General features: G+C 70.8%; 11 protein-coding genes. 8 read left to right on the top strand and 3 right to left on the bottom strand.

Annotated elements, in window-relative coordinates:
• Positions 1–9 precede the first annotated feature (9 nt).
• The 6 genes from BA895_RS08505 (at position 10) to BA895_RS08480 (ending at position 16832) form a co-directional block, all read left to right on the top strand.
• Positions 10–774, top strand: coding sequence for a hypothetical protein (locus BA895_RS08505; protein WP_083283135.1), 765 nt, complete (start codon positions 10–12; stop codon positions 772–774).
• A complete protein-coding gene (locus BA895_RS08500; protein WP_070191464.1) occupies positions 771–7088 on the top strand; it encodes an Ig-like domain-containing protein in 6318 nt (2105 codons plus the stop codon). Before BA895_RS08505 ends, BA895_RS08500 begins: the two co-directional genes overlap by 4 nt.
• Before the next feature lie 64 nt (positions 7089–7152).
• Positions 7153–8178 (top strand): MoxR family ATPase, encoded by a 1026-nt coding sequence (locus BA895_RS08495; RefSeq protein WP_070191463.1) that lies wholly within the window; start codon positions 7153–7155, stop codon positions 8176–8178.
• A gap of 25 nt (positions 8179–8203) precedes the next feature.
• Positions 8204–9658: a DUF58 domain-containing protein gene (locus BA895_RS08490; protein WP_070191462.1), complete on the top strand. Its 1455-nt coding sequence runs from the start codon at positions 8204–8206 to the stop codon at positions 9656–9658.
• The gene (locus tag BA895_RS08485) at positions 9655–12396 is read left to right on the top strand and encodes a transglutaminase domain-containing protein (protein ID WP_070191461.1); all 2742 of its coding nucleotides are present in this window, start codon (positions 9655–9657) and stop codon (positions 12394–12396) included. Before BA895_RS08490 ends, BA895_RS08485 begins: the two co-directional genes overlap by 4 nt.
• Positions 12393–16832, top strand: a complete 4440-nt coding sequence (locus BA895_RS08480) for an FtsK/SpoIIIE domain-containing protein (RefSeq protein WP_070191460.1) — start codon at positions 12393–12395, stop codon at positions 16830–16832. Before BA895_RS08485 ends, BA895_RS08480 begins: the two co-directional genes overlap by 4 nt.
• Before the next feature lie 176 nt (positions 16833–17008).
• Here the strand turns inward: BA895_RS08480 and BA895_RS08475 are convergent, their stop codons facing one another.
• From BA895_RS08475 to BA895_RS08465, 3 genes are read right to left on the bottom strand one after another with little or no spacing between them, the layout of a single operon-like run.
• Positions 17009–17989: a hypothetical protein gene (locus BA895_RS08475; RefSeq protein WP_070191459.1), complete on the bottom strand. Its 981-nt coding sequence runs from the start codon at positions 17987–17989 to the stop codon at positions 17009–17011.
• Positions 17990–18021: 32 nt separating this feature from the next.
• The gene (locus BA895_RS08470; protein WP_070191458.1) at positions 18022–18786 is read right to left on the bottom strand and encodes a FadR/GntR family transcriptional regulator; all 765 of its coding nucleotides are present in this window, start codon (positions 18784–18786) and stop codon (positions 18022–18024) included.
• Positions 18783–20192, bottom strand: a complete 1410-nt coding sequence (locus BA895_RS08465) for an amidase (protein WP_070191457.1) — start codon at positions 20190–20192, stop codon at positions 18783–18785. Before BA895_RS08465 ends, BA895_RS08470 begins: the two co-directional genes overlap by 4 nt.
• 156 nt (positions 20193–20348) lie before the next feature.
• On the opposite strand from BA895_RS08465, the gene BA895_RS08460 reads away from it, so the two are divergent.
• Positions 20349–21416, top strand: a complete 1068-nt coding sequence (locus BA895_RS08460; protein ID WP_070191456.1) for an isocitrate/isopropylmalate dehydrogenase family protein — start codon at positions 20349–20351, stop codon at positions 21414–21416.
• Between the two features lie 31 nt (positions 21417–21447).
• Positions 21448–22983, top strand: a complete 1536-nt coding sequence (locus BA895_RS08455) for an ABC transporter substrate-binding protein (protein WP_305778069.1) — start codon at positions 21448–21450, stop codon at positions 22981–22983.
• Positions 22984–22999: the final 16 nt, after the last annotated feature.

Genomic DNA, 22999 nt, shown 5'->3' with positions numbered 1-22999 from the left:
GACCTGATCGTGATCCACAGCAAGGTGACCGTGGAGTTCTGCGGTGAGCAGTACGCCGTGTCACCCGACGACGGGCTCACCATCGGTCGCTCCGGCGACGTCGAGGTCGACGACAACCCGTACCTGCACCGCACCTTCCTCGTCGTGTCGTTCGAGCACGGCTTCTGGTGGCTGAGCAACACGGGGTCGACGCTGACGGCCACGGTCGCCGACGAGCAGGGCCTCTTCCAGGCCTGGCTGGGCCCCGGGGCCCGCATCCCGCTCGCGATGCGCAAGCTCATCGTCTGGTTCACGGCCGGTCCGACGACCTACGACTTCGAGATCCACGTGGCCAGCCCGGCGTTCAAGTCGGTCGGCACCGACGGTGACGACAACCCGCGCGACAGCGTTCACGACGGCAACGACGAGGAGGTCGGAGCGGCCACCGTGGGGCGCATCTCGCTCACCCCCGACCAGAAGCTGCTGATCATCGCGCTGTGCGAACCGTTCCTGCGCCGACGCGAGGCCGGAACCAGCCAGATCCCCTCCTCGGCCGCCGCGGCCAAGAGGCTCGATTGGACCTTGACGCGGTTCAACCGCAAACTGGACAACGTTTGTCAGAAGCTCGCGGATGCCGGAACCCGTGGTCTGCACGGTGGAGTAGGAAAGCTGGCGAGCAACCGCAAGGCCAGGCTCGTCGAGCACGCGCTCTCGACGAAGCTCGTCACGGAGCACGACCTGGCGCTGATCGACGGGGGGCCGGGGGGTACCGGCACCGAACAGGGGAATGCATGAGCACCGCCGCTACCAAGCGACGAATCGGAATCATCGGAGTGGTCGTACTCGCCCTCGTGGCGAGCCTGCTCGTGTGGTTCGCGACCCGTTCCGACGGTGAGATCGTGCGCAAGGCCGACCTCAACGACGGTGGCGTCTGGGTGACCAACGCCGAGCAGGCCCGCTACGGCCGCATCAACAAGCCGGCCGGGCAGCTGGATGCCGGTGTGGTCTCGGGCGGCACGAGCGGTTCGGGTCTCGACGTGCTCCAAGCGGGCAGCGCCGTGCTCGGCATCTCCAAGGCCAGCAACCAGCTCGTGCCGATCAACGCCGCGGAGGGCACCCTCGCCCCCGAGCAGGCGATCGTGCTGCCCAAGGCGAGCACCGCCACCGGCAACCAGGTGTTCACGGCGCCCGTCGTCGACCTGCGCGGCGGCACCGTCGCGATGATCGACCCGGCCAAGGGCGAGGTGCGCGCCGAGCGGGTCGACGAGCGGGCCGGCGTCGAGTCGCTCGACGCGCTGCAGACCCAGGCCAAGCCGATCGCCACGGTCGGCCCCAACGCCGCCGTGGCCGTCGGGGTCGACGGGGTTGTCTACGCGCTCTCCGCCGAGAAGGGCGTGCTCGCCATCCTGCGTCCGCAGGGCCAAGGTTTTGCCAAACCCGAGCAGGTCAAGCTCGACCTCGCCTCGAAGTCGGCCCAGGTGACCGCCGTCGGTGGGCACTGGGTGGTGTTCGACTCCGGCACCGGAAAGCTCTTCTCCGACCGTCTCGAGGCGCCCGAGCAGCTCTCCGTCGGTGACAGCGAGCCCGGCACGCCGGCCTACGCCGCCCTTCAGCAGCCCGGCCCCGATGCTGACACGGTGCTCATCGAAGACCGGTCGGGCCTGACCAACGCTCCGATCGTCAAGGACGCGCAGCCCGGTGGTGGGGTCAAGCTCAGCCAGGGCGGGCCCGACCAGAAGCTGCTGCTCACGGCCCCCGTGCGTCTCGGTTCGTGCGTTCACGCGGCCTGGGCCGGAGCGGGTCGGGCGTTCTACGGGCGCAACTGTGGCGCGCCCGGTGACGCCTCCACCATTCAGCTCGCGTCGAAGAACAAGGGAGTGCGGTCTGACGGGGTCAAGCTGCGGGTCAACCGCGGCCTCATCGTGCTCAACGACCTCGACTCCGGCGACGTGTGGGACGTCGACCGCGGCCAGATCAAGATCGACGACTGGAGCTCGCTGATCCCGCCGCCGCAGACCGACAACAAGAACAAGAAGAAGGACGAGAACCTCGTCGACGACGAGGTGAGCCGCACCCCGCCGAAGGCGCTGCCCGACTCGCTGCAGGTGCGCCCGGGCCGCACCTCGACCCTGCACGTGCTCGACAACGACTCCGACTCGCAGGGTTCCATCCTCGCCATCTCGCCCTCCGACGTCGGCAAGGCCAGCCAGGGCGGGATCGCCACGAGCGCCTCCGCCGACGGCCAGACCGTTCAGGTCACCGTGCCCGAAGAGGCGCAGGGCCAGTTCAGCTTCTCCTACACCGTCAACAACGGCACCACGGCCAAGAACGGCCGGGCCACCGCCAAGGTCACCGTGCGCATCGTCGGCGACGAGGTCAACACGCCGCCCAAGGTGCGGGCCGGCGACAAGAACCTCACCTCCGCGAAGTACCCCGTCGTTCATGCCGGCACCGTCAAGGTCGGGGTCATCGCCGACTGGCGCGACGCCGAGAGCGACCCCATCCAGGTCAGCCCGCTCGACGCGCGCACCGGGGTCGACGGCAGCGGCGCCCTCACGGTCAAGGCGCAGGACAAGCGCGGCAACCAGGTCGTCGAGTATCAGGTCGACGACGGTCGCGGCGGCACGAGCAAGGCCGGCATCACCCTCTCGGTGCTCGGCGACGACGACCGCGCCGTCGCGCCACGCACCCAGCCCGACGTCGTGCGCGCCGTGGTCGGCAAGCCGGTGCAGCTGCAGCCGCTCGGCAACGACATCCCGGGCGCCGACCCGAGCGACACCGAGGCCCGCCTACAGCTGGCCCAGTCGGTCAAGGGCCCGGGGCAGCTGACCCTCGACACCAACCTCGACACCAACACCCTCACCGTCACCGGCGCGACGCCGGGCACCTCCACCATCACCTACGCGGCCCAGTCGGGTTCGGGGGTCTCGGTCGGCCGGGTGCGGGTCGACATCGTGCCCAACCCGTCGGCCGACCTGCCCCCGGTAGCTACGCCGGATGCCGCTGTCGTGCGCGGTCAGACACCCGTGATCGCCGACGTTCTGACCAACGACTACAGCCCGCGCAGCGACGTGCTGGTGGTGCAGAAGGTGGTCACCTCGAGCGCCTGGCTGCGGGTCTCGGTCGTGCAGGGCCGCTGGGTGCGCGTGCAGGCGACGGCGCCGCTGGCGAACCAGGCCGAGCGCCGCGGCACGGTCAGCTACACGATCAGCGACGGCACGAAGACGGCCGTCGGCCAGCTCTCGGTCGTGCAGAAGCCTGAGCCCAAGAACGTCATCCGGCCCACCGTGACCGACGACCAGGCCCTGGTGCGCGTCGGCGACGCGGTGACCATCCCCGTGCTCGACAACGACTCGATGAGCGAGGGTATCCCCCTCAAGCTCGACCCCGCGGGGGTTCGGGTCGTCTCCGGTGGTGGCCAGGCCTTCGCCTCGGGCACCGTCGTGCGCTACGTGCCCGGTGCCGACAAGACGACCGCCCAGCGCACGGCCCTGCTGGAGTACACGACCTACCCGGAGGGTCTGCGGGCCCGGGCGGTGACGGGCCGGGTCGCGGTCACGATCAAGCCGTTGCCCGACGCGGTCAAGAACCCGAACCAGCCACCGGCGGCGCGCAGCTTCTCGGCCAGCGTCACCGCCGGTGACACCCTCGCCATCACGGTCCCCACGAGCGGGGTCGACCCCGACGGCGACCTGACCTTCGTCGGCGGCATCGTCGGCGACCAGGGCAATGCCGTCAACCTCACCTACGGGCGGGTGCTCGGTTTCGGCGCCGCCACGATCCGCTACGAGGCCTATCCGCGAAGCGCCGGCACCGAGGTGATCCGCTACCAGCTGCGTGACCGGTTCGGGCTCTCGAGTGAAGGCTTCATCCGGGTCGGCGTCGTGCAGCCCGGCGACCCGCAGCCCCCCGTCGCGGTGGAGGACGACATCGTCGCCGCCCCCGGCCGCACCGTTCGTGCGGAGCTGCTCTCCAATGACCTCATCGCCGACGGCGACGAAGTGCAGTTCGAACGCTTCGACAAGCTCAACGACGCCGACGTGCTCAAGGACTTCAAGCGCCAGAGCGACAACACCTTCAAGGTGGTGGCGCCCGAGGAGGGCCCGGCCAAGGTGCTCACCTACGGCATCACCGACGGGCTCTTCGACGCCTCGCGCTCGACGCTGACGGTGCGGGGTCAGCAGAACTTCAACAACCCGCCCATCGCCGTCGACGACACCGGCGTGGCCAAGCGGGGCGACACCTCGATCGTGGTCGACGCCCTGGCCAACGACCGCGACCTTGACGGCGACCAGGCCTCGCTCAAGCTGACCAAGGTGATCGGTGACGGCGCCGTCATCGAGGGCCGCAAGGTGCGCATCACGCTGCGCCCCGAGGCGCGGGTCGTGCCGTACCTCATCGAGGACGCCGACGGCGCCGTGGCGATGGCCCTGATCTACGTTCCGGCCGGCAGCAACGGACTGCCCTACGTCGTGTCGGGCAAGACGATCAGGATGAACCCCGACTCGACGGTCAAGGTGAACCTGGCCGACTACGTCGTCGACCCGCGGGGTGGCTCGGTCGCCCTCACCTCCCCTGACACCCTCTCGAGCTCACCGAAGCAGAACCTTCAGGCGCAGTCCGACAGCGCCACCGAGCTCGCCCTGAGCTCGACCAACGGCTACGTCGGCCCGGCTGCCGTCATGCTCGAGGTGACCAACTCGACCGGCCCGGCCGACAAGGGCGCCCAGCGCACCTACGTGACCGTCCCGGTGCAGATCGGGCCTGACGTGCCGGTGCTGCGCTGCCCCGACCTCGAGGTCTCGCTCGCGGCCGATGGCCCGGCCCGAACCGTCGACATCCCGCGGGTCTGCCACGCCTGGTTCCCATCGGGCCTCGACGCCGGCTCGGCCCAGTACGAGTCGACCTGGAGCCCGGCCGTCGACCGGGTCGACCTGCGTCAGGCTGGGGCCGGTGGCCGTCAGGTGGTGCTCCAGGCCCAGGCCGGGGCCCAGGCCGGCGCGACCGGAGCGGTCACGATCAACGCCAAGGGCGGGGCCGAGAAGTTCAAGATCCGGGTCAAGGTGACCAGCGCCCCCCCGATCGCCAGCCTCCGGCCGGTGCAGATCGAGGGCCTCATCGCCGGCACCAGCCGCACCGTCAACCTGGCCCAGTATCTCGACAGTCCGCTGACCGACCCGCAGTGCGCGATCGAAACCAGCCGGGTGGTGTCGGGCACGTCGGTGACGGCGAGCCAGAAGGGCTGCCAGCTCACCGTGTCGGCCGGCGAGAAGGCGCGAGGCGACGCTCGGGTAACGGTCCGGGTCTCTGATGCCCCGGGGCGGCCCCCGGTGACGGGTGAAGTATCGATCACGGTGCGCAGCAAGCCCGACCCGACGGAGGCTCCGACAGCGGTCGCCGACCGCATCCTCGGTGGCACGGCTCGCGTCGACTGGCGCCCGCCGGCCTACGACGGTGGGCTCCCGATCCTGCAGTACGGCGTGACCCCGTCGGGTGGCAAGGAGCAGATCTGCGGGGCGTCGCCGTGCACCATCGCCGGGCTGAAGAACGGCCAGGCGTACACCTTCACGGTGCGGTCGCGGAACGCCGTCGGCTGGTCAGACCCGAGCCGGGCCTCGAACGCGGCCACGCCCGACAAGAAGCCCGAGCAGACCTTCGTCGGCGACATCACCCCCGGCGACCGCAAGCTGACCGTCATCTGGGCGCCGCCTCAGAACGGCGGTAGCGCGGTCACGAAGTACCGAGTGCAGTGGATCAACATCGGCGGTGGGGCCGGCGCCACCGGTCAGGCCGAGGTGGCGGCCGGGGTGACCAGCCGGGTCATCACCGGGCTGGTCAACAACGACGCCTACCAGATTCGCGTGCAGGCCCAGAACGGGGCCGGCTGGGGGCCCTACGGCCCCTCGGCCAAGGCCCAGTCGTTCGGCACCCCAACCCCGGTGGCGGCCCCGAACCTCGCGCCGCGCACCCCGACGCCGTCGGCCGCCAACGCGCAGGTCAGCATCAGCTGGCCCTCGACCAACCCCAACGGCCCGGCCATCACGAAGTACGACGTCTACCGCCGTAGCGGCAGCGGAGCCTGGAGCCTGGTCGCTTCGGTCTCCGGAGGTAGCCAACGGGTCGCCTCCGACTCGGTGCCCTACCAGGGGCAGACGGTGCAGTACGCCGTGACCGCCACCAACGGTGGGCCGGCCACGTCGGCGCGGTCGAACTTCAGCAGCTACCGGGCCGACGGCATCCCCGAGACGCCGCGGCTGAGCTCCGTCGTCACCCCGTCGGCGAACTATGCCGCCAACGCCGCCGTTGCGCTGGGCAGCTCGCGCTCGCGCGGGTATGACCACGTCGAGTGGCGCACGTCAGCAGGGCGATCCGGCTCCTGGGCCGGCGGCGCCACCGGCGGCACGGCAACGAGTCTGGGCAACACCCCGCAGACCATGCAGGTACGAGCCTGCAACGTGGCGGGTAACTGCTCACCCTGGTCGAACAGCGTCAGCTTCACCCCGTACGGGCCGACGAACGGGCTGGGTGGCGTCTCCTCGTCACACGGCGACGACAGCATCACCTTCACGTGGAGCCGCCCCGCGGCCAACGGCAACGCGATCTCCGGTTACAAGCTCGGCGGAGACGCGAACGGCACGCTCCCTGCGGGCACCACGAGGTACACCTTCAACGGACTGGGCTACTCGACCACGAAGAGGATCACGGTCACCCCGTTCGCCGACCGTTCCGGCAACGGGCCGTCGTCTTCGGCCAGCGACAAGACGAACGCGAAGCCGCCGCCCCCGAAACCGCAGGTGCTCAGTGTGACTCACGGCGACCGATGCGGCGCGGAGTGCAACACCGGGGCCGACCCGTGCGACTCCACCTGCTTCCACGTGAACTATGTGCTCAAGAACTTCGATGGCTCCATCTCCTGCCTCATCACCAGCGACCAGGGCGATGGAGTGCTCGGCACCGACGACGGCACGAGAGGCAGCCACCGGCCCCAGAGCGACGCCAACGGCAAGCTCAACAAGTCGGGCAAGTTCAACGGCTACTTCGGGGGCTGGATGCAGGTGGAGTGCACAGGATCGAACGGCCGCGCCAGTTCGGGGCACCGACCCTGGTGATCACCTCTTTCTCGCGTTGCCCGCCCCGCAGCGCGAACCCGCTTGCCCCGACAGGAGAACGACCATGAGCTCGGCCCCGACCGCCCAAACCACTGCCCAGGCCTCTGCACAGACCACCCCGCAGATCACGCAGGAGCAGGTGACCTGGTTCGCGCACACCTTCGACCAGCTCGTCGGCAACATCGAGAAGGCCGTGCTCGGCAAAGACCACGTCACCCGCCTCGCCCTGACCTGCCTGCTCTCCGAGGGGCACCTGCTGCTCGAGGACTTCCCGGGCACCGGCAAGACCCAGCTCGCGCGGGCTCTGTCCGCCACCGTGCAGGGCACGCACAGCCGCATCCAGTTCACCCCCGACCTGCTGCCGAGCGACGTGACCGGCGTGACGATCTACGAGCCGACGAAGCAGACCTTCGAGTTCCACCCCGGCCCGATCTTCGCGACCATCGTGCTCGCCGACGAGATCAACCGGGCCTCGCCCAAGACCCAGTCGGCGCTGCTCGAGGTGATGGAGGAGGGCCGGGTCACCATCGACGGAAAAGCGCACTCGGTCGGGGCGCCGTTCATGGTCATCGCCACCCAGAACCCCATCGAACAGGCCGGTACCTACCGCCTGCCCGAGGCCCAGCTCGACCGCTTCCTGATGAAGGCCAGCGTCGGCTACCCCGACCACGAGGCGACCATCGCCGTGCTCGCCGACGCCAAGACCCGTGACCGCGCCAACCAGCTGAGCCCGCTCATCGCCAGCAACGTCATCGTCGACATGGGCAAGCTCGCCGACGAGGTGCACGTCGACCCCGCCATCCTCGGCTACATCAGCCGCATCGCCGAGGAGTCACGCCGCCACCCCAGCCTCAAGCTCGGCCTGTCGGTGCGTGGCTGCCTCGCCTTCGTGCGCTGCGCCAAGACGTGGGCGGCCAGCCAGGGCCGCACCCACGTGATCCCCGACGACATCAAGCTGCTCGCCGAACCGATCCTCTGCCACCGCCTGCTGCTCGCGGCCGAGGCCCAGTTCGCCGGCACCACCGTCGAGCAGGTCATCGACTCGATCCTGGCTGACATCGCCCCGCCCGCCGAGCGCGCGTCAGCGTGAGCCGACCAGCCAGGACCTGACACCCATGACCGATCTCGACCAGCGCGGCCCGACCGGCGGGCCCTCATCCGCCCCAGCGACGGGTGAGCCAGTGGGCACGACCTCCGGTCGCCGGGCCAGGTTGGCCGGCTCGCTCGGCTCGCTGGGGTCATCGTTCGGAACGACGAGTCGCGGCATCCGCCAGATCACCCAGGGCGTCACCCACAACCTCGGGCAGGTGGCCGACCAGGCCCGCCCGGTCTGGCGCCCCGTCGCGCGGGTGCTGGGTTGGGTGAGCCCGCTCGGGTGGACCATCCTGGCGCTCGGGGTGGCCTGCTGGGTCGCCGGTACGCACTGGGGCTGGACCGAGCTGCTCATGGTGGCCGGGGCGGCCCTGGTGCTCTTCGCCATCTGCCTGGTGCTCGCAATGGGCCGAACCCGGGTCACCATCGAGGCGCAGGTCGACCCGCGACGGGTCGTGGTCGGTGACCCGGCCACCGGCCGCATCATCGTCACCAACGAGGCGCGCACGCCGATGCTGCCGATCCTCGTCGAGCTGCCCGTCGGTCTCTCGGCAGCCCGGTTCGTGCTGCCGGCCCTGACGCCCGGTCATGCGCACGAAGAGCTGTTCGTCGTGCCGACCTCGCGCCGTGGCGTCATCCAGGTCGGTCCGGCCACGACGGTGCAGGGTGACCCGCTCGGGCTGATGCGCCGTACCCTCACCTGGACCGAACGCACCGAACTGTTCGTGCACCCGCGCACCGTCGCCCTCGAGAGCCTCGGGGCGGGCCTGCTGCGTGACCTCGAAGGCAGCACCACCGAAGACCTGTCGATGAGCGACCTCGCCTTCCACGCCCTGCGCGAGTACCAGCCCGGCGACGACCGCCGCTACATCCACTGGCGCAGCTCGGCGAAGGCCGGCCGGCTGCTCGTGCGCCAGTTCCTCGACACCCGCCGCTCGCACGTGTCGGTGCTCGTCGACCCCGACCCCGAGCAGTACCGCTCCGGGCACGGCAAGACCGGGCAGGCCGACCGCGAGGTCGTGCGCGACGTGATGGCGGCGAACGCACCCACGGCCATCCAGGCCGACGTCGAGGCCGCCATCTCGGTCGGCAGCTCGATCATGGTGCGGGTCATGCTCGACGAGCAGGACGCCACCATCGTGTGCGGTGACCAGCGCGTCACCAAGGCGGTGCCCCAGGTCGGCCTCGACGCGATGAGCCGGGTCGTGCCCGGCCCCGTCGACTTCTTCGCCATGTCGCTGGATGCCGCCGACCTGGCCCCCGACACGAGCACCGTCTTTCTCGTCACCGGTCCCCATCGCCCGTTCATCGAGCTGCAGCGCGCCGCCGGGCAGTTCTCGCAGGAGGTGGCCAAGGTGGTCGTCGTCATCGACCCGCAGGCCGACCACGGCATCCGCCGCGGTGGTGGCCTGCTCATCCTCACCCTGAGCCGCCTCGAAGACCTGCGGCTGCTGCTTGTGGCGGGGGTGTCGCGATGACGGGTCAGCCGAGCGGCTCCTCGATCAACCGCCCGGCGGCCGGCGGTCGCTCCGCGGTCCCTTCCGTGATCCCGGCGATGGCCGGACCGACGCCCTCGATGCTGACCAAGCCGCCCACCCTCCGCGAGAAGGCGAAGGCACAGGTGGCGCGGCTGCGCCCGAGCCCCGCACACCTGATCGACGCCGGCTTCACCACGGCCCTCGTCGGCCTCGCCCTCATCGGCTTCCGCACCACCTTCTTCGGCCTCGGCTGGTTCTGGGTCGGCTTGGCCGGTCTGGTGATCGGGCTGGTCATCACCCACGTCACGGCGACCTTCCGGCTGCCCGGCATCCTCACCGGTCTGGGGGTGGCCGTCGCCTACCTGCTGCTGGCGGGGCCCATCGCGACCCGCGAAGACCTGCTGCTCGGGTTCGTGCCGTCGGGCTCGACCTTCGCCGGGGCGGCGCACATGGCGGTGCCCGGGTGGAAGGAGCTGCTCACGGCGCTCCCACCGGTCGACTCCGAGGGGCCCTACCTGGCGCTGCCCTTCCTCTTCGGGCTCGTCGGCGCGGCACTCACCTACGGCGTCGCCCGCCGGTGGCCCGGCGCCGTGACCGCCCTCGTCACCCCGGTCGCCCTGCTCGTCACGTCGCTGCTGCTCGGCACCCTGACCGCCGCGGCGCTCGCCTTCCAGGGTGCCCTCTTCGGCCTCGTCGCGATCGGCTGGGCGGCCCTGCGCAGCAACCGCAACCGCCCGGCCCTGCAGAACGGCGCCGCCCGCACCACCCGGGCCGTGACCACGGCCGCGCTGCTCGCGGTGGCCACCGTCGGCGGGTTCTTCGTCGGCCCACACCTGCCCGGCGCGGATGCCGCCGGACGCACCGTGCTGCGCACCGGGCTCACCCCGCCCTACGACGTCACGGCGTTCCCCAGCCCGCTGGCCGGGTTCCGGCAGTACACCGAGCCGAACTCCTCGAAGCTCTTCACGAAGACGCTGCTCACCGTGCAGGGGCTGCCGGCCGGAACGCCGGTGCGCTTCGCCACGCTCGACTCCTACGACGGGTATGTCTGGGGTGCGGGCAACGCGGCCGACCTGGGCACCGGCACGGCGGGAACCAGCTTCCGCAAGGTCGGCACCCACATCGCACCCGCCGACGAGGGCCTGCGCGCCGGCCAGGCGGTCACGGCCACCGTCACCGTGCCGGCGGGTGGCTACGGCGACGTCTGGCTGCCCACGTTCGGCACCGTCACCGGCCTCGAGTTCACCGGCAACCGCGCCAAGGCGCTCGACGACGAGCTGCGGTTCAACATCGACACCAACACCGGCGTGCTCCCCGAGAAGCTGCAGCCCGGCGACTCCTACACGGTCACCGCCTACGTACCGGCTCAGACCACCCCGCCCGCGAACGTCGAGACCGGCTCCGGCCCGCTCGACGGCATCGACACCGAGTCGCTCAACTTCGTCAACGACCGGCTCGACGCCTGGACCGGCAGGGTCGACGGCACCTGGCCGAAGGTGCTGGCCATCGCCAAGGCCATGCAGGACGGCGCCTACACCGACGGTGGCACGCCCGGCGACTACCAGAACAAGTTCCTCGCCGGGCACAGCCTGCGAAGGATGACCCAGTTCGTGAAGTCCACCCAGCTGGCCGGCAACGACGAGCAGTACGCCTCGGCGCTCGCGCTCGCGGCCAACCGCATCGGCATCCCGACCCGGGTCGTCGTCGGTGCCATCCCCAAGGTGGCCGGCACGGTCAAGGGCAGCGACGTGCACGCCTGGGTCGAGGTGCGGCTCGCCGACGGCACCTGGCAGTCAGTGCTGCCCGCCCAGTTCCTGCCCGACCGGAACAAGAAGCCGCAGCAGCTGATCCAGAAGTCGCAGGAGAAGAAGACCGGCGCACAGGTGCCGCCACCGGCGGCCAACAACCCGCCGAGCGTGCTCCAGGGCCCCGACCAGGCCCAGAACGCCACCCAGCTCAAGGCGCCGCCCAAAGACGAGAAGAGCCCGCTCGACCCGAGCACCTGGCCCGAGTGGCTGCGCTGGCTGGTCTTCTTCCTCGTGGTTCCACTGCTCGTGCTGCTCGCGGTCTACGGCCTGATCCGCCTGGTGAAGTGGGTGCGCCGGCGGCGTCGCCGCACCCGTGGCAGCACCGCGCACCGGGTGACCGGTGGCTGGCGCGAGGTGGTCGACACTGCACGTGACCTTCGGATGCCGCTGCCCACCAAGGGAACCCGCCTCGAGGAAGCTCGTTCGCTCGAGCTGCACGTGACCGGTCCACCGCCGACGCCGGTCAGCACGGTCGTCGACGGCGCGCTGATGGGCGCCCCGGTCGCGGTCGCGTCGCCCGCCACGGCGCAGCCGGCCGTGGCTGCTGTGTCTGGCAACCCGAGCTCACCGGTCGCGGGAGACGCCGGAGACGTGAGAGACGCGGTAGTCGCAAAGGGCGGTCTGGGGCTGGTCACCCTCGCCACGTCGGCCAACACCCACGTGTTCGACATCGACCCGCCGACCGCCGAGGAGGTCGACGGCTTCTGGGCCGACGTCGCCACTGCCCGCAAGGCGATCCGCGCCGAGAACACCTTCTGGCAGAAGGTGCGCGGCGACGTGTCGCTCCGCACCTTCCGCAAGGGACGAAGCGCGAGCTCGACGCCGACCGCCCAGCGCTCCGGGCGCAGGGCTGCCGGGGCCGCCGGAGCTGCACGGGGCACCTCCGCGCCAGCCACCTCTCGCCGGCTCGGCAGGCGGGAACGCTCGTGAAGCTGAAGTTCGTACTGCGTTCCGGCGACCGCGAGACCGACCTCGTCGCCACCACCGACTCGGCCACGACCGTCGGTGACCTCGCCGGCTTCGTCGCTGCCTCCGATCCGCACCGCTCGAGCGTGCTCGGGGCCGACCACGCCATGACCCTCGTGCTCGTCGACCACGAGATGCGCAGCCTCGACGCCCGGGCCACCGTCGCCGAGAGCGGCCTGCAGTCGGGGATGCGGGTCAGCGTGACCCGGGCGGGCGAGGGCTTCGTCGACCGCGGCCGCCCGGCCGCCGTCGTCTCCATCCGGTCGGGGCCCGACGCGGGGCGTGAGGTGCAGCTCTCGCGCGGCACGGCGTACGTCGGCCGTGGGCGCGGGTGTGAGGTGCAGCTGACCGACGAGTCGGTGTCGCGCAAGCACGCCAAGCTCGTCGTGCAGGAGGTCGTCGAGGTCGTCGACCTCGGCTCGGCCAACGGCATCACCGCGGCCGGTCAACAGGTGGCCCGGGCCCAGCTCAAGAGCGGCGACATCGTGCGGCTCGGTGAGACCGAGCTGGAGGTTCACCTGCACGGTGACGGCGCCGTCAGCCGCCCCGGCAGCGGCGTGCTGTCGGGGGATGCCGGCACGGTCTCCTTCTCGCGCTCCCCGCGGGTGGCGCCGCTGTTCGAGGGCCAGGAGTTCCAGGTGCCCGAGCTGCCCGAGCGCGGCAAGGGGAACCCGCTGCCGCTCATCGCGATGATCGTGCCGCTGCTCATGGGGGCCGTGCTGTTCGCCGTCACCAAGAGCCCCTACTCGATCATCTTCATGCTGATGATGCCGCTCATGATGGCCGGCACCTACATGGAGTCGCGCCGGCAGCAGAAGAAGGACTTCGTGCAGGCGATGGTCGAGTTCAAGGAGGACATCGGCCTGCTGTCCGACCGCATCCGCGCCACGGCCGACACCGAGGTCGGGGTGCGCCGCGGTGAGCACCCCAGCGGCGGCGACTGCCTCCTCGCCGTGCGTGACCGGTCGGCCCTGCTCTGGACCCGTCGGCGCGACGGCCACGGCTACGGCGAGCTGCGGTTCGGCCTCGGCACCCGACCCTCGCGCTCGACCATCAAGATGCCCGCCGTGGGCCGGTCGAAGGCAGAGGCCTGGCTCGAGGTCTCTGACAACCTCAGCGGCCTCGAGGTGGTGCACGACGTGCCGGTGGTCGCCACCCCGCTCGTCGACGGCGCCGTCGGCATCGCCGGGCCGCGCCGCACCTCGCTCGACGCGGCCCGCTCCCTCGTGCTGCAGGCTGCCGCGCTGCACTCCCCGGCCGAGCTGGCCGTGTGCGCCTTCGCCTCCGGCGGGTCGGCCCGGGACTGGGACTTTCTCAAGTGGCTGCCCCACACCAGCTCACCGCACAGCCCGGTCGACACCGGGCACCTGGCCGGTTCGACGCCGGCCTGCTCGGCGCTCGCCGACGCCCTCGAAGACCTCATCGCCTCGACGGGGCCTGCGAGCTCACCGAACGCAGCGGGAGCCGCCGGCGGCCAGGGTGGCGGCCCGGCATCCGGGGCACGCGAGCGCCCCACCGTGCTCGTGCTCGTCGAGAGCGACGCCCCCATCGACCGCAGCCGTCTCGTCGCGATCGCCGAGCGCGGCCATCGGCACGGCATCATCGTGGTCTGGGTGGCCGAGACGCAGACCCTGCTGCCGGCCGCATGCCACACCTTCCTCGTCGTCGCCGACGACGAGACCTCGCTCGCCGGCTACGTGCACCAGGGCGACGAGGTTCGGCCGGTGGCGGTCGACCGGGTCAGCTACGACGAGGCGATGGCCGCGGCCCGGCTGCTCGCGCCCGTCGTCGACTCCGGTGTGCCCGTCGACGACGACAGCGACCTGCCTCGCACGGTGTCGATGCTCACCCTGGCCGGTACCGACCTCGCCCGGGCCGAGCAGGCCGTGGTCGAGAAGTGGGGCGAGTCGCGCTCGATCCTCACCGGACCGTTCGCGCCGGCGGTGCTGCCCCGCAAGCCCGGCAACCTTCGAGCCGTTATCGGCCAGTCGAGCCAGGGCACCTTCTCGGTCGACATCCGCACCGACGGGCCGCACGCGCTCGTCGGTGGCACGACGGGCGCCGGCAAGTCCGAGCTGCTGCAGTCGTGGATCCTGGGCATGGCGGCGGCCCACTCGCCGCAGCGGGTCACCTTCCTGCTCGTCGACTACAAGGGCGGCTCGGCGTTCCGCGACTGCGTCAAGCTGCCCCACACCGTGGGCCTGGTCACCGACCTCTCGCCGCACCTCGTTCGGCGGGCCCTGGCGTCACTGGCCGCCGAGCTGCACTACCGCGAGCACCTACTCGCCCGGCACAAGGCGAAAGACCTGCTCGAGCTCGAGCGTCGCGGCGAGGTCGACGCCCCACCGTCGCTGATCCTCATCGTCGACGAGTTCGCCGCGCTGGTGCAGGAGGTGCCCGAGTTCGTCGACGGTGTCGTGAACGTGGCGCAACGAGGCCGCTCGCTCGGGCTGCACCTCATCCTGGCCACCCAGCGGCCGGCCGGCGTGATCAAGGACAACCTGCGGGCCAACACCAACCTGCGGTTGGCCCTGCGGATGGCCGACGAGAACGACTCGGAAGACGTGCTCGGCAGCAAGGAGGCGGCCTTCTTCGACCCCGCGCTGCCCGGCCGCGCCGTGTCGAAGACCGGGCCGGGGCGGCTCGTACCGTTCCAGGCCGGCTACGCCGGTGGCTGGACCTCCGACGTGCCGCCGCCACCCGACATGAAGGTCGAGACCCTCACCTTCGGCGCGGGGGTCGTGTGGGAGCCGCCCGCCGACGACGCTCGCGACGACACGGAAGATCTTGGGCCGACCGACATCCAGCGTCTCGTCGCGTCGATAGACCGGGCCTCGAAGCTGGCCGAGCTGCCGAAGCCGCGCAAGCCGTGGCTGCCCGACCTGCGCTCGGTCTACGACCTCGCGTCGCTGCCCACCGGACGACGTGACGACGAGCTCGTCTTCGGCGTGGCTGACGACCCCGACCGTCAGGCCCAGCCCGAGATCTCGTTCCGCCCCGACAAGGAGGGGAACATCGCCATCTACGGCTCGTCCGGTTCGGGCAAGTCGGTGTTCCTGCGCAGCATCGCCGTGGCCGCCGGCTACACCGTGCGCGGCGGGCCGTGCCAGGTGTACGGGCTCGACTTCGGCAACCGGGGGCTGGCCATGCTCGAGGCGCTGCCGCACGTCGGCTCGATCGTGCCGGGCGGTGACCACGAGCGGGTCACCCGTCTGCTGCGGATGATCCGCGCGACCATCGACGAGCGCGCGAGCCGCTACTCGAGCGTGAGTGCGTCGACCGTCACCGACTACCGACGCCTCGCGGGACGGCCCGACGAGCCGCGCATCATCGTGCTCATCGACAACATGACCGCGTTCCGGCAGGCGTACGAGGTCGGGGGCCGGTTTCAGTGGCTCGACGTGCTCGCCGGTCTGGCCGCGGACGGCCGCCCCGTCGGGGTGCACTTCGTCATCGCCTCCGACCAGCGCACCGGCCTGCCGACGAACCTCGCGGCCGCGGTTCAGGGTCGGATCATCCTGCGGATGAGCAACACCGACGACTACAGCGTGTTCGGCGTGCCGGGTGACGTGCTGACCATGGCCTCACCCCCGGGCCGCGGCTTGATGAACGGCTCGGAGGTGCAGGTCGGGGTGCTCGGTGGCTCGAGCGACGTGACGGTGCAGGCCGCCGCCGTCGTGGCCTTCGCCGATGCGACGCGCAAGGCCGGGGTCGGGGTGGCGCCCCCCATCGAGAGCCTGGCCGAAGACATCCCCCTGGCCGACCTGCCGCCCGAACACGGCGGTCGTCCGGTGATCGGCGTCGCCAGCTCGACCCTCGAGCCCTACGGCTTCGACCCCAGGGGCACCTTCGTCATCACCGGGCCGTCGGGGTCGGGGCGCACCACCGCCATGGCCGCCACCGCCGCCGGCCTCTACCGGTTCAGCTCGGCATCGGCGCTCTACCTGATGACGCCGCGGCGCAGCAGCGAGCTGCTCGGCCTCGGCGTGTGGGCCGAGACGGCGGTCGGGGGCGAGGCCACCACGGTGCTCGCGAACCGGTTGGCCGACGACATCGAGCACGGCCGCATCACCGCGCCGGTGGCGGTGTTCGTCGAACGCATCGACGACCTCGCCCCGGCCGGCGCCGAGAACGCCCTCACCACGCTGACCAAGGCCTGCATCGACAACGACCAGTTCGTCGTGGCTGAGGGGGAGGCGGCGTTCTTCAGCAGCAACTTCGGCATCCAGGCCCTGCTCAAGACCTCCCGCTCGGGGCTGGCGCTGCACCCCGACGGCAACGAGGGCCTGTCGGTGTTCAAGGCCAACCTGCCCTCGCTCAACCGGGCCGAGCTGCCCCCGGGCCGCGGGTTCATCGTCGAGAAGGGCAAGTTCGAGCTGCTCCAGGTCGCCCTCCCCTGACCCCAGCCCCGTCCCAATCCGTACGTACCCGTACCCGTACCCGTCCCCGTCCCCGTACCGACCACCGTGCTCCCACCACGCCAACACACCGAGTATTCGCGAACACACCGAGTAACTACCCGGTGGGTTCGCGATTGCTCGGTGTGTTGCGGGGGTCAGCCGGGGGAGGGGCCAGGTCAGGGGCTGGCGATGTCGTTGGGCTGGTCGATGAGCTGGGGACCCAGGGTCAGCCACTCTCGAGCCGACAGGATCCTCGAGCTCTGGGCGAGGCGGAAGGCGGCGGCCTCCGTGCTCTTGCTGAGCGGGGCGCCGCTCCACCCGACGTAGGCCACCAGACCCGGCGAGGGCTCCCAGGCGACGGTGCCGTTGCCGCCGCCCACCGTCGACGCGACCGCCGGAGCCTCGTTCACCTTGCCCATCAGGGTGACGGTGCCGGCGTACAGCGCGTCCTCGAAGCTGCCGCCCCGGGCCAGGCCGGTGTACGTCATGCCGAGCGCCCCTTGGTAGTAGCGCAGCTGGTGAACGAGCGGCATCCGAGACGGGGAGCGACTGATGACCGTGAACCGCAGTGGCGGGGCCACCTGGGGACGGCCGTCGACGACCCGGGTGGTCGCCGCGATCTGGGCAAGCACGGTCAGGGAGAGGTCGCCGCGCACGCGGGCGTACTGCCCGCCCACCGGCCACACGATCTGGCCGGCCGTGGCTACGCCGTCGACCGGCCCGACCGACACCCGGTTGCGGTTCTCGCGTGGGGCCGCGGGCACCGGGTACGTGACGACGGCGCCGTGGTGGCCCAGCGACCCGTCGTCGCGGCGCACCACAACGGTCCAGGCGTCGAAGACCGCGGGGAGATCACGACTGGTCAACGCGGCTCCCGGCGTCATGTAGTCGAGCGCCACGCCGCCGAACGGGGGCAGGGCGGTCTCGAGGGTGACCGAGGGCTCGACACCGGATGCCGTTGGGTCGGGGCTCACCGTCGAGACGGGTGGGGTCGAGCGCGAGGGCAGCGGAGCGGCATCCGTAGAGCTGCTCGCGTCGAACCGGCCGAGGGCCCAGAGGCCCACCAGGGCAAGCAGCACGATGCCGACCACCGACAGCAGCCGGCGAGCCCGGCTCTCCGGCCGCGCCGCGTCGCTGGTCAGGGGTGGCTGGCCCATGCCCCGAGTATCCCCCCTCCGGAGGTGGGGGGTCAGTCGGTGGGGTCGAGCAGGGCGAGCAGGGGTTCGCGGTCGGCTTTGGGCAGGTAGCCGGCGTAGTAGTCGTAGAGGTTGCGCCGCGAGATCCTCGCCGCAGCGGGCCCGTCACCCGCGCGGATGGCCTCGAGAACCTCCTCGTGGTGGCGCAGTGACTCGCGCATGAGGGCCTTGCTGTTGCGGGAGCGGGCGATCTTGTCGGAGATGAGCGACAGCACCACGCCACGCACCACATGGTTGCAGACCTGGATCAGGCTGTTGCGGCTGACCCGGGCGATGGCCTCGTGAAACGCGACGTCGGCCTCGCTGAACTGCTGGTAGCCGACGTCGATCGTCTGGCGCATGGCCTCGATGGTGGCCTCGATGGCGGCCAGCTCGTCGTCGGTGCGCAGCCGGGCGGCGAGCATGTTCGCCGAGCCGTCGAGCACCATCCGGAAGGAGATCAGCTCGGCCAGGTCGACCCCATCGACCCGCGCCAGCCGGGTGAGCTGTTTCGACAGGGCCTGGCTCGAGAAGGGCAGGATCTCTGGCCCGTTCGGGTCACCGGGCCGGGAGCGGATGACACCGTTGCTCTCGAGCACCCGCAGGGCCTCGCGCACCGTCGACCGGCTCGCGCCGAACTGGGCGACGAGCTGTCGTTCGCTCGGCAGCCGTTGCCCGGGGCGCAGAGTGCGGCTGGCCAGGGCGTCCTCGATCTGCTCGATGATGCGCTGGTAGAGGCGCACCGGCCGTACCGGTTCGAACGGGGCGGGGGAGGTCATGCCTCCACCTGGGGCGCGGGCTGCTCCGTGGTGCCGCGGTCGGGCCAGCAGGGCACTGCGGCGCACGGTCGGTGCTGCTCGACCCACCGCGCCGCGCGAAGCACGCCCAGGTCGTCGAAGCGCCGGCCGGAGATCTGCACCCCGATCGGACGCCCGTCGGCGGTGAAACCGCAGTTGACGGTCGCGGCGGGCTGCCCGGACATGTTGTACGGGGCGGTGAAGCCGACGTGTCGCATTCCCCTGCCGTCGTCCGGGTAGGGCATCGGCTGTTCGGCGGCGAAGGCCGAGACCGGCGCCACCGGAGACATGACGATGTCGTGCGGCTCGGTGGCGGCGACGGTGGCGGCCTGCATCCGCATGATCTGCTGGTAGCACTCCAGCACGCGCGCGCCCGAGGCATCGGCCCCGACGAGGCACCACTGTCGCACGTACGGGAGCACCAGGGCCTGCCGCTCCGGGGGGAGTGCGGCGTAGTCGGTGAATGACCGCACCCGCCAGAACAGGTCGAGGCCATCGAGCAGGGCGGGGGTCAGGAACGGCGCGACCGGTTCGACGTGGGCGCCCGCCTTCTCAAGGAGCGCCGCGACCTCGGCCACGGCGGCAGCGACGTCGGGCTCGACGTCGCCCCCGCACCCGGCATCCAGATGCAGGCCGACGCGGATGCCGCTGACGTCGAGGTCGAGCGCCGACCAGTCGATCCGCTGCGGGGGCAGGCTGGTCCAGTCACGGGTGTCGGGTCGGCTCAGCACCTCCATCAACAGGGCGGCGTCGGCGACGGTGCGGGTCAGGGGGCCGGCGCACCGGCCGAGGTACGGCGTATCGAGGGGGACGCGCCCGGCGCTCGGCTTGAGGGTGGCCAGCCCGAGCCAGGTGCCGGGGAGCCGGATCGAGCCGCCGATGTCGCTGCCCACGTGCAACGGCCCGTACCCACCTGCCGCGGCGGCTCCGGCTCCCGAGCTCGAGCCGCCCGTGGTCCAGTCAGGGTTCCACGGGCTACGGGTCGTTCCGTGCAGGCTCGACACACCGGAGGAGAGCATGCCCCAGTCGGGCATGACCGTCGATCCGAGCACGACCCCGCCCGCCTCGAGCACCCGGTCGGTGATGGGGGCGTTGCGCTCGGGGATGACCGGGACCACGCCGGCGTTGCCCGCGGGCATGGGAACACCCGCGCGGGCGATGTTCTCCTTCAACGTGACCGGAACACCGTCGATGGGGCCGAGAGGTTCACCGGCTCCCCATCGTGCCTCACTGGCCGAAGCCGCGGCTCGGGACTGCTCGATGTCTCGCACCCAGAAGGCGTTCAGCACCGGCTCGCGACGGTCGATCACCTGCTGCACCGCGTCGTGAACCTCGACCGGTGACACCGAGCGGTCGGCGAACCTCGCCGTCATCTCGATGGCGCTCATTGTGGCCAAGCCGGTATCCACGGCCACGCCAACTCCCTTCGCCCGAACCGCTCGGCTGGTTCCGGTCGGGAACCTTGACAAGCACCGACCCAGTCGTCAGGGTAGCGTCAATCGTCACGAAGTCCACTGGTCAGACCAGTTCCTGAGGAGGTCACGATGACGCAGCCCGCAGCGCCGGTGCGCCTCGCGGTGATCCCGGGCGACGGCGTCGGCCCGGAGGTCGTCGCGGCGGCGGTTCTGGTGATGCGTGCCGCCGTGGCTGCTGAGGGAGGCGAGCTCAAGACCACCGAGCTCGACTGGGGCGGCGAACGATTCCTGCGCGAAGGTGCAGCGATGCCGGCCGATGCGGCCGCCGTGGTCAAGACTCACGACGCCGTTCTGTTCGGGGCGGTGGGCCGACCCGACGTGCCCGACCACGAGCTGGTGTGGGGGCTGATCATCGGCCTGCGCCAGCAGCTCGACCTCGCGGTCAACGTGCGCCCCGTGCACGCCTTTCCGGGCGTGCCGACCAAGGTGCGCGACACCGACGGGGTCGACCTCGTCATCGTGCGGGAGAACACCGAGGGCGAGTACGTCGGCGCCGGGGGACTGGCGCACGCGGGCACCGGCCACGACCTCGGCATCGAGGTGGCAGTTCACTCACGGCGCGTGATCGAGCGCGCCGCCCACCACGCCTTTGCCCTGGCCGAACAGCGCTCCGGTCGCCTCAGCCTGGTGACCAAGTCGAACGCCATGCGCTTCGGCTATCCGCTGTGGGACCGGGTCGTGACCGAGGTCGCCGAGCAGTATCCAGCGGTCGAGCTCGAGATCGTGCTCGTCGACGCCATGGCCGCCCGCATGATCCAGTCCCCACGGTCGCTGGACGTGCTGTTGGCCGGCAACCTCTTCGGTGACATCCTCTCTGATCTCGCCGCGGTGCTGGCCGGCGGAATGGGCATGGCCCCGAGCGCCAACATCCATCCCGGTGGACAGGTGCCGGGTATCTACGAACCCGTGCACGGGTCGGCTCCCGACATCGCCGGACGCGGGCTGGCCAACCCGGTCGCCTGCATCCTGTCGGGCGCGCTTCTGCTGGACGACCTCGGCCACACCAACGCGGCCCACGGCATCCGGGAGGCGGTCGCCGCAGCGCTGCTCGACCCGGTGAACCACACCCCCGACCTCGGCGGCGACGCCACGACGGCAGATCTCGCGTCCGCCGTTCTCAACCGGATGGAGATCTAACGTGATGCACCAGTTCAGAGCGTCAACCCGCGTGAGGCTCGTGGCCGTCGCCGCGACGGCAGCGGCCAGCCTTGCCCTCGCATCGTGCTCGGCCGGCTCATCGACCTCTGGCGGAGGCAACGGCAACCCCGCCGGCGGCGCCACCGGCGGTGGGCAGACCAGCGACGCCGGGTTGAGCATCGGGCTCGTGGCCGAACCGTCGAACCTCGACTTCACCAAGACCGACGGTGCGGCTATCCCGCAGGTGCTGCTCTACAACGTCTACCAGGGCCTCGTGCAGCTCGACCAGAAGGGCGACATCTCACCCGGCCTGGCCACGAAGTGGACGGTGTCAGACGATCGCAAGACCTACACCTTCGACCTCGCCAAGGACGCGACGTTCACCAACGGCAAACCGTTCACGGCCGACGACGCGAAGTTCTCGATCGACCGCGTGAAGAAGGACTGGACGGTCTCGCTCAAGTCGGCGATGAACGTGGTCGACAGCGCCACGGTCGTCTCGCCCACCCAGCTCAAGGTCGTGCTGAAGGCACCGAGCAACGACTGGCTCTACCGCATGACCACTCGGGTCGGTGCGATGTTCAGCCGCACCGGTGTCGACCAGCTCGCCACCAAGCCGGTGGGCACCGGCCCCTACGCGCTGGGCAAGTGGACCCGCGGCGACTCGATCTCGTTGGTGCGCAACGACGCCTACTGGGGCAAGAAGCCGTACTACAAGACGGTCACCTTCAAGTACTTCAAAGACCCGACCGCCCTCAACAACGCCCTCCTGACGGGCACCATCAACGTCGTCGGCACGGTCCAGACCCCGGAGTCGCTGGGCCAGTTCGAGAACAACCCGAAGTACGACGTCATCGAGGGCACGACCAACGGCGAGGTCGTGCTGTCGTTCAACAACGGCAGCGGGCCGATGAAGAACAAGAAGGTGCGCGAGGCGGTGCGCTACGCCATCGACCACAAGGCGCTCGTCGACACCTGCTGGGCCGGCCGGGGCGCCCTCATCGGCAGCATGGTGCCGCCGACCGACCCCTGGTACGAAGACCTGACGGGGCCCTTCCCGCACGACGTCGCGAAGGCGAAGACCCTCCTGCAGGAGTCGGGCGAGGCGAACCAGACGCTGCGTCTGCGCATCCCGACCCTGCCGTATGCCGTGTCGTGCGGCACCGTCGTCAAGAGCCAGCTCGAGCAGGCCGGCTTCAAGGTCACGCTCGACCAGCTGGAGTTCCCGGCCGCCTGGCTGACCACCGTGTTCACCAACGCCGACTACGACATGTCGATCGTCGCGCACGTCGAGCCACGCGACATGGGCGCGGTGTTCGGCGACCCCGGGTACTACACGCGCTACACCAACCCGGCCTTCAGCCAGCTGTTGAAGCAGGCTGATGAGGGCACCGAGCAGCAGCAGGTCACCGACATGAAGAAGGCCGCCCGGATGCTGTCGGAGGATGCTGCGGCCGACTGGCTGTTCGTGCTGCCCAACCTCATCGTGGCCGACAAGGGAGTCACCGGCATCCCCAAGAACGCGATCTCTGAGTCCTTCGACGTGACTGGGCTGTCCGGCTCCTGACGGGCCCGGGTGCGCA

Source organism: Humibacillus sp. DSM 29435 (genome assembly GCF_001758225.1).
In the GTDB taxonomy this organism is placed as follows: domain Bacteria; phylum Actinomycetota; class Actinomycetes; order Actinomycetales; family Dermatophilaceae; genus DSM-29435.
The sequence above is the reverse complement of the archived record's forward strand: the minus strand, read 5'-3'. Positions and strand labels throughout refer to the sequence as shown.

Bases quoted from the DNA above. Each gene is read 5' to 3' on its own strand.
- BA895_RS08500 (WP_070191464.1), top strand. From the start codon at position 771: ATGAGCACCGCCGCTACCAAGCGACGAATCGGAATCATCGGAGTGGTC.
- BA895_RS08495 (WP_070191463.1), top strand. From the start codon at position 7,153: ATGAGCTCGGCCCCGACCGCCCAAACCACTGCCCAGGCCTCTGCACAG.
- BA895_RS08490 (WP_070191462.1), top strand. From the start codon at position 8,204: ATGACCGATCTCGACCAGCGCGGCCCGACCGGCGGGCCCTCATCCGCC.
- BA895_RS08485 (WP_070191461.1), top strand. From the start codon at position 9,655: ATGACGGGTCAGCCGAGCGGCTCCTCGATCAACCGCCCGGCGGCCGGC.
- BA895_RS08475 (WP_070191459.1), bottom strand. From the start codon at position 17,989: ATGGGCCAGCCACCCCTGACCAGCGACGCGGCGCGGCCGGAGAGCCGG.
- BA895_RS08470 (WP_070191458.1), bottom strand. From the start codon at position 18,786: ATGACCTCCCCCGCCCCGTTCGAACCGGTACGGCCGGTGCGCCTCTAC.
- BA895_RS08465 (WP_070191457.1), bottom strand. From the start codon at position 20,192: ATGAGCGCCATCGAGATGACGGCGAGGTTCGCCGACCGCTCGGTGTCA.
- BA895_RS08460 (WP_070191456.1), top strand. From the start codon at position 20,349: ATGACGCAGCCCGCAGCGCCGGTGCGCCTCGCGGTGATCCCGGGCGAC.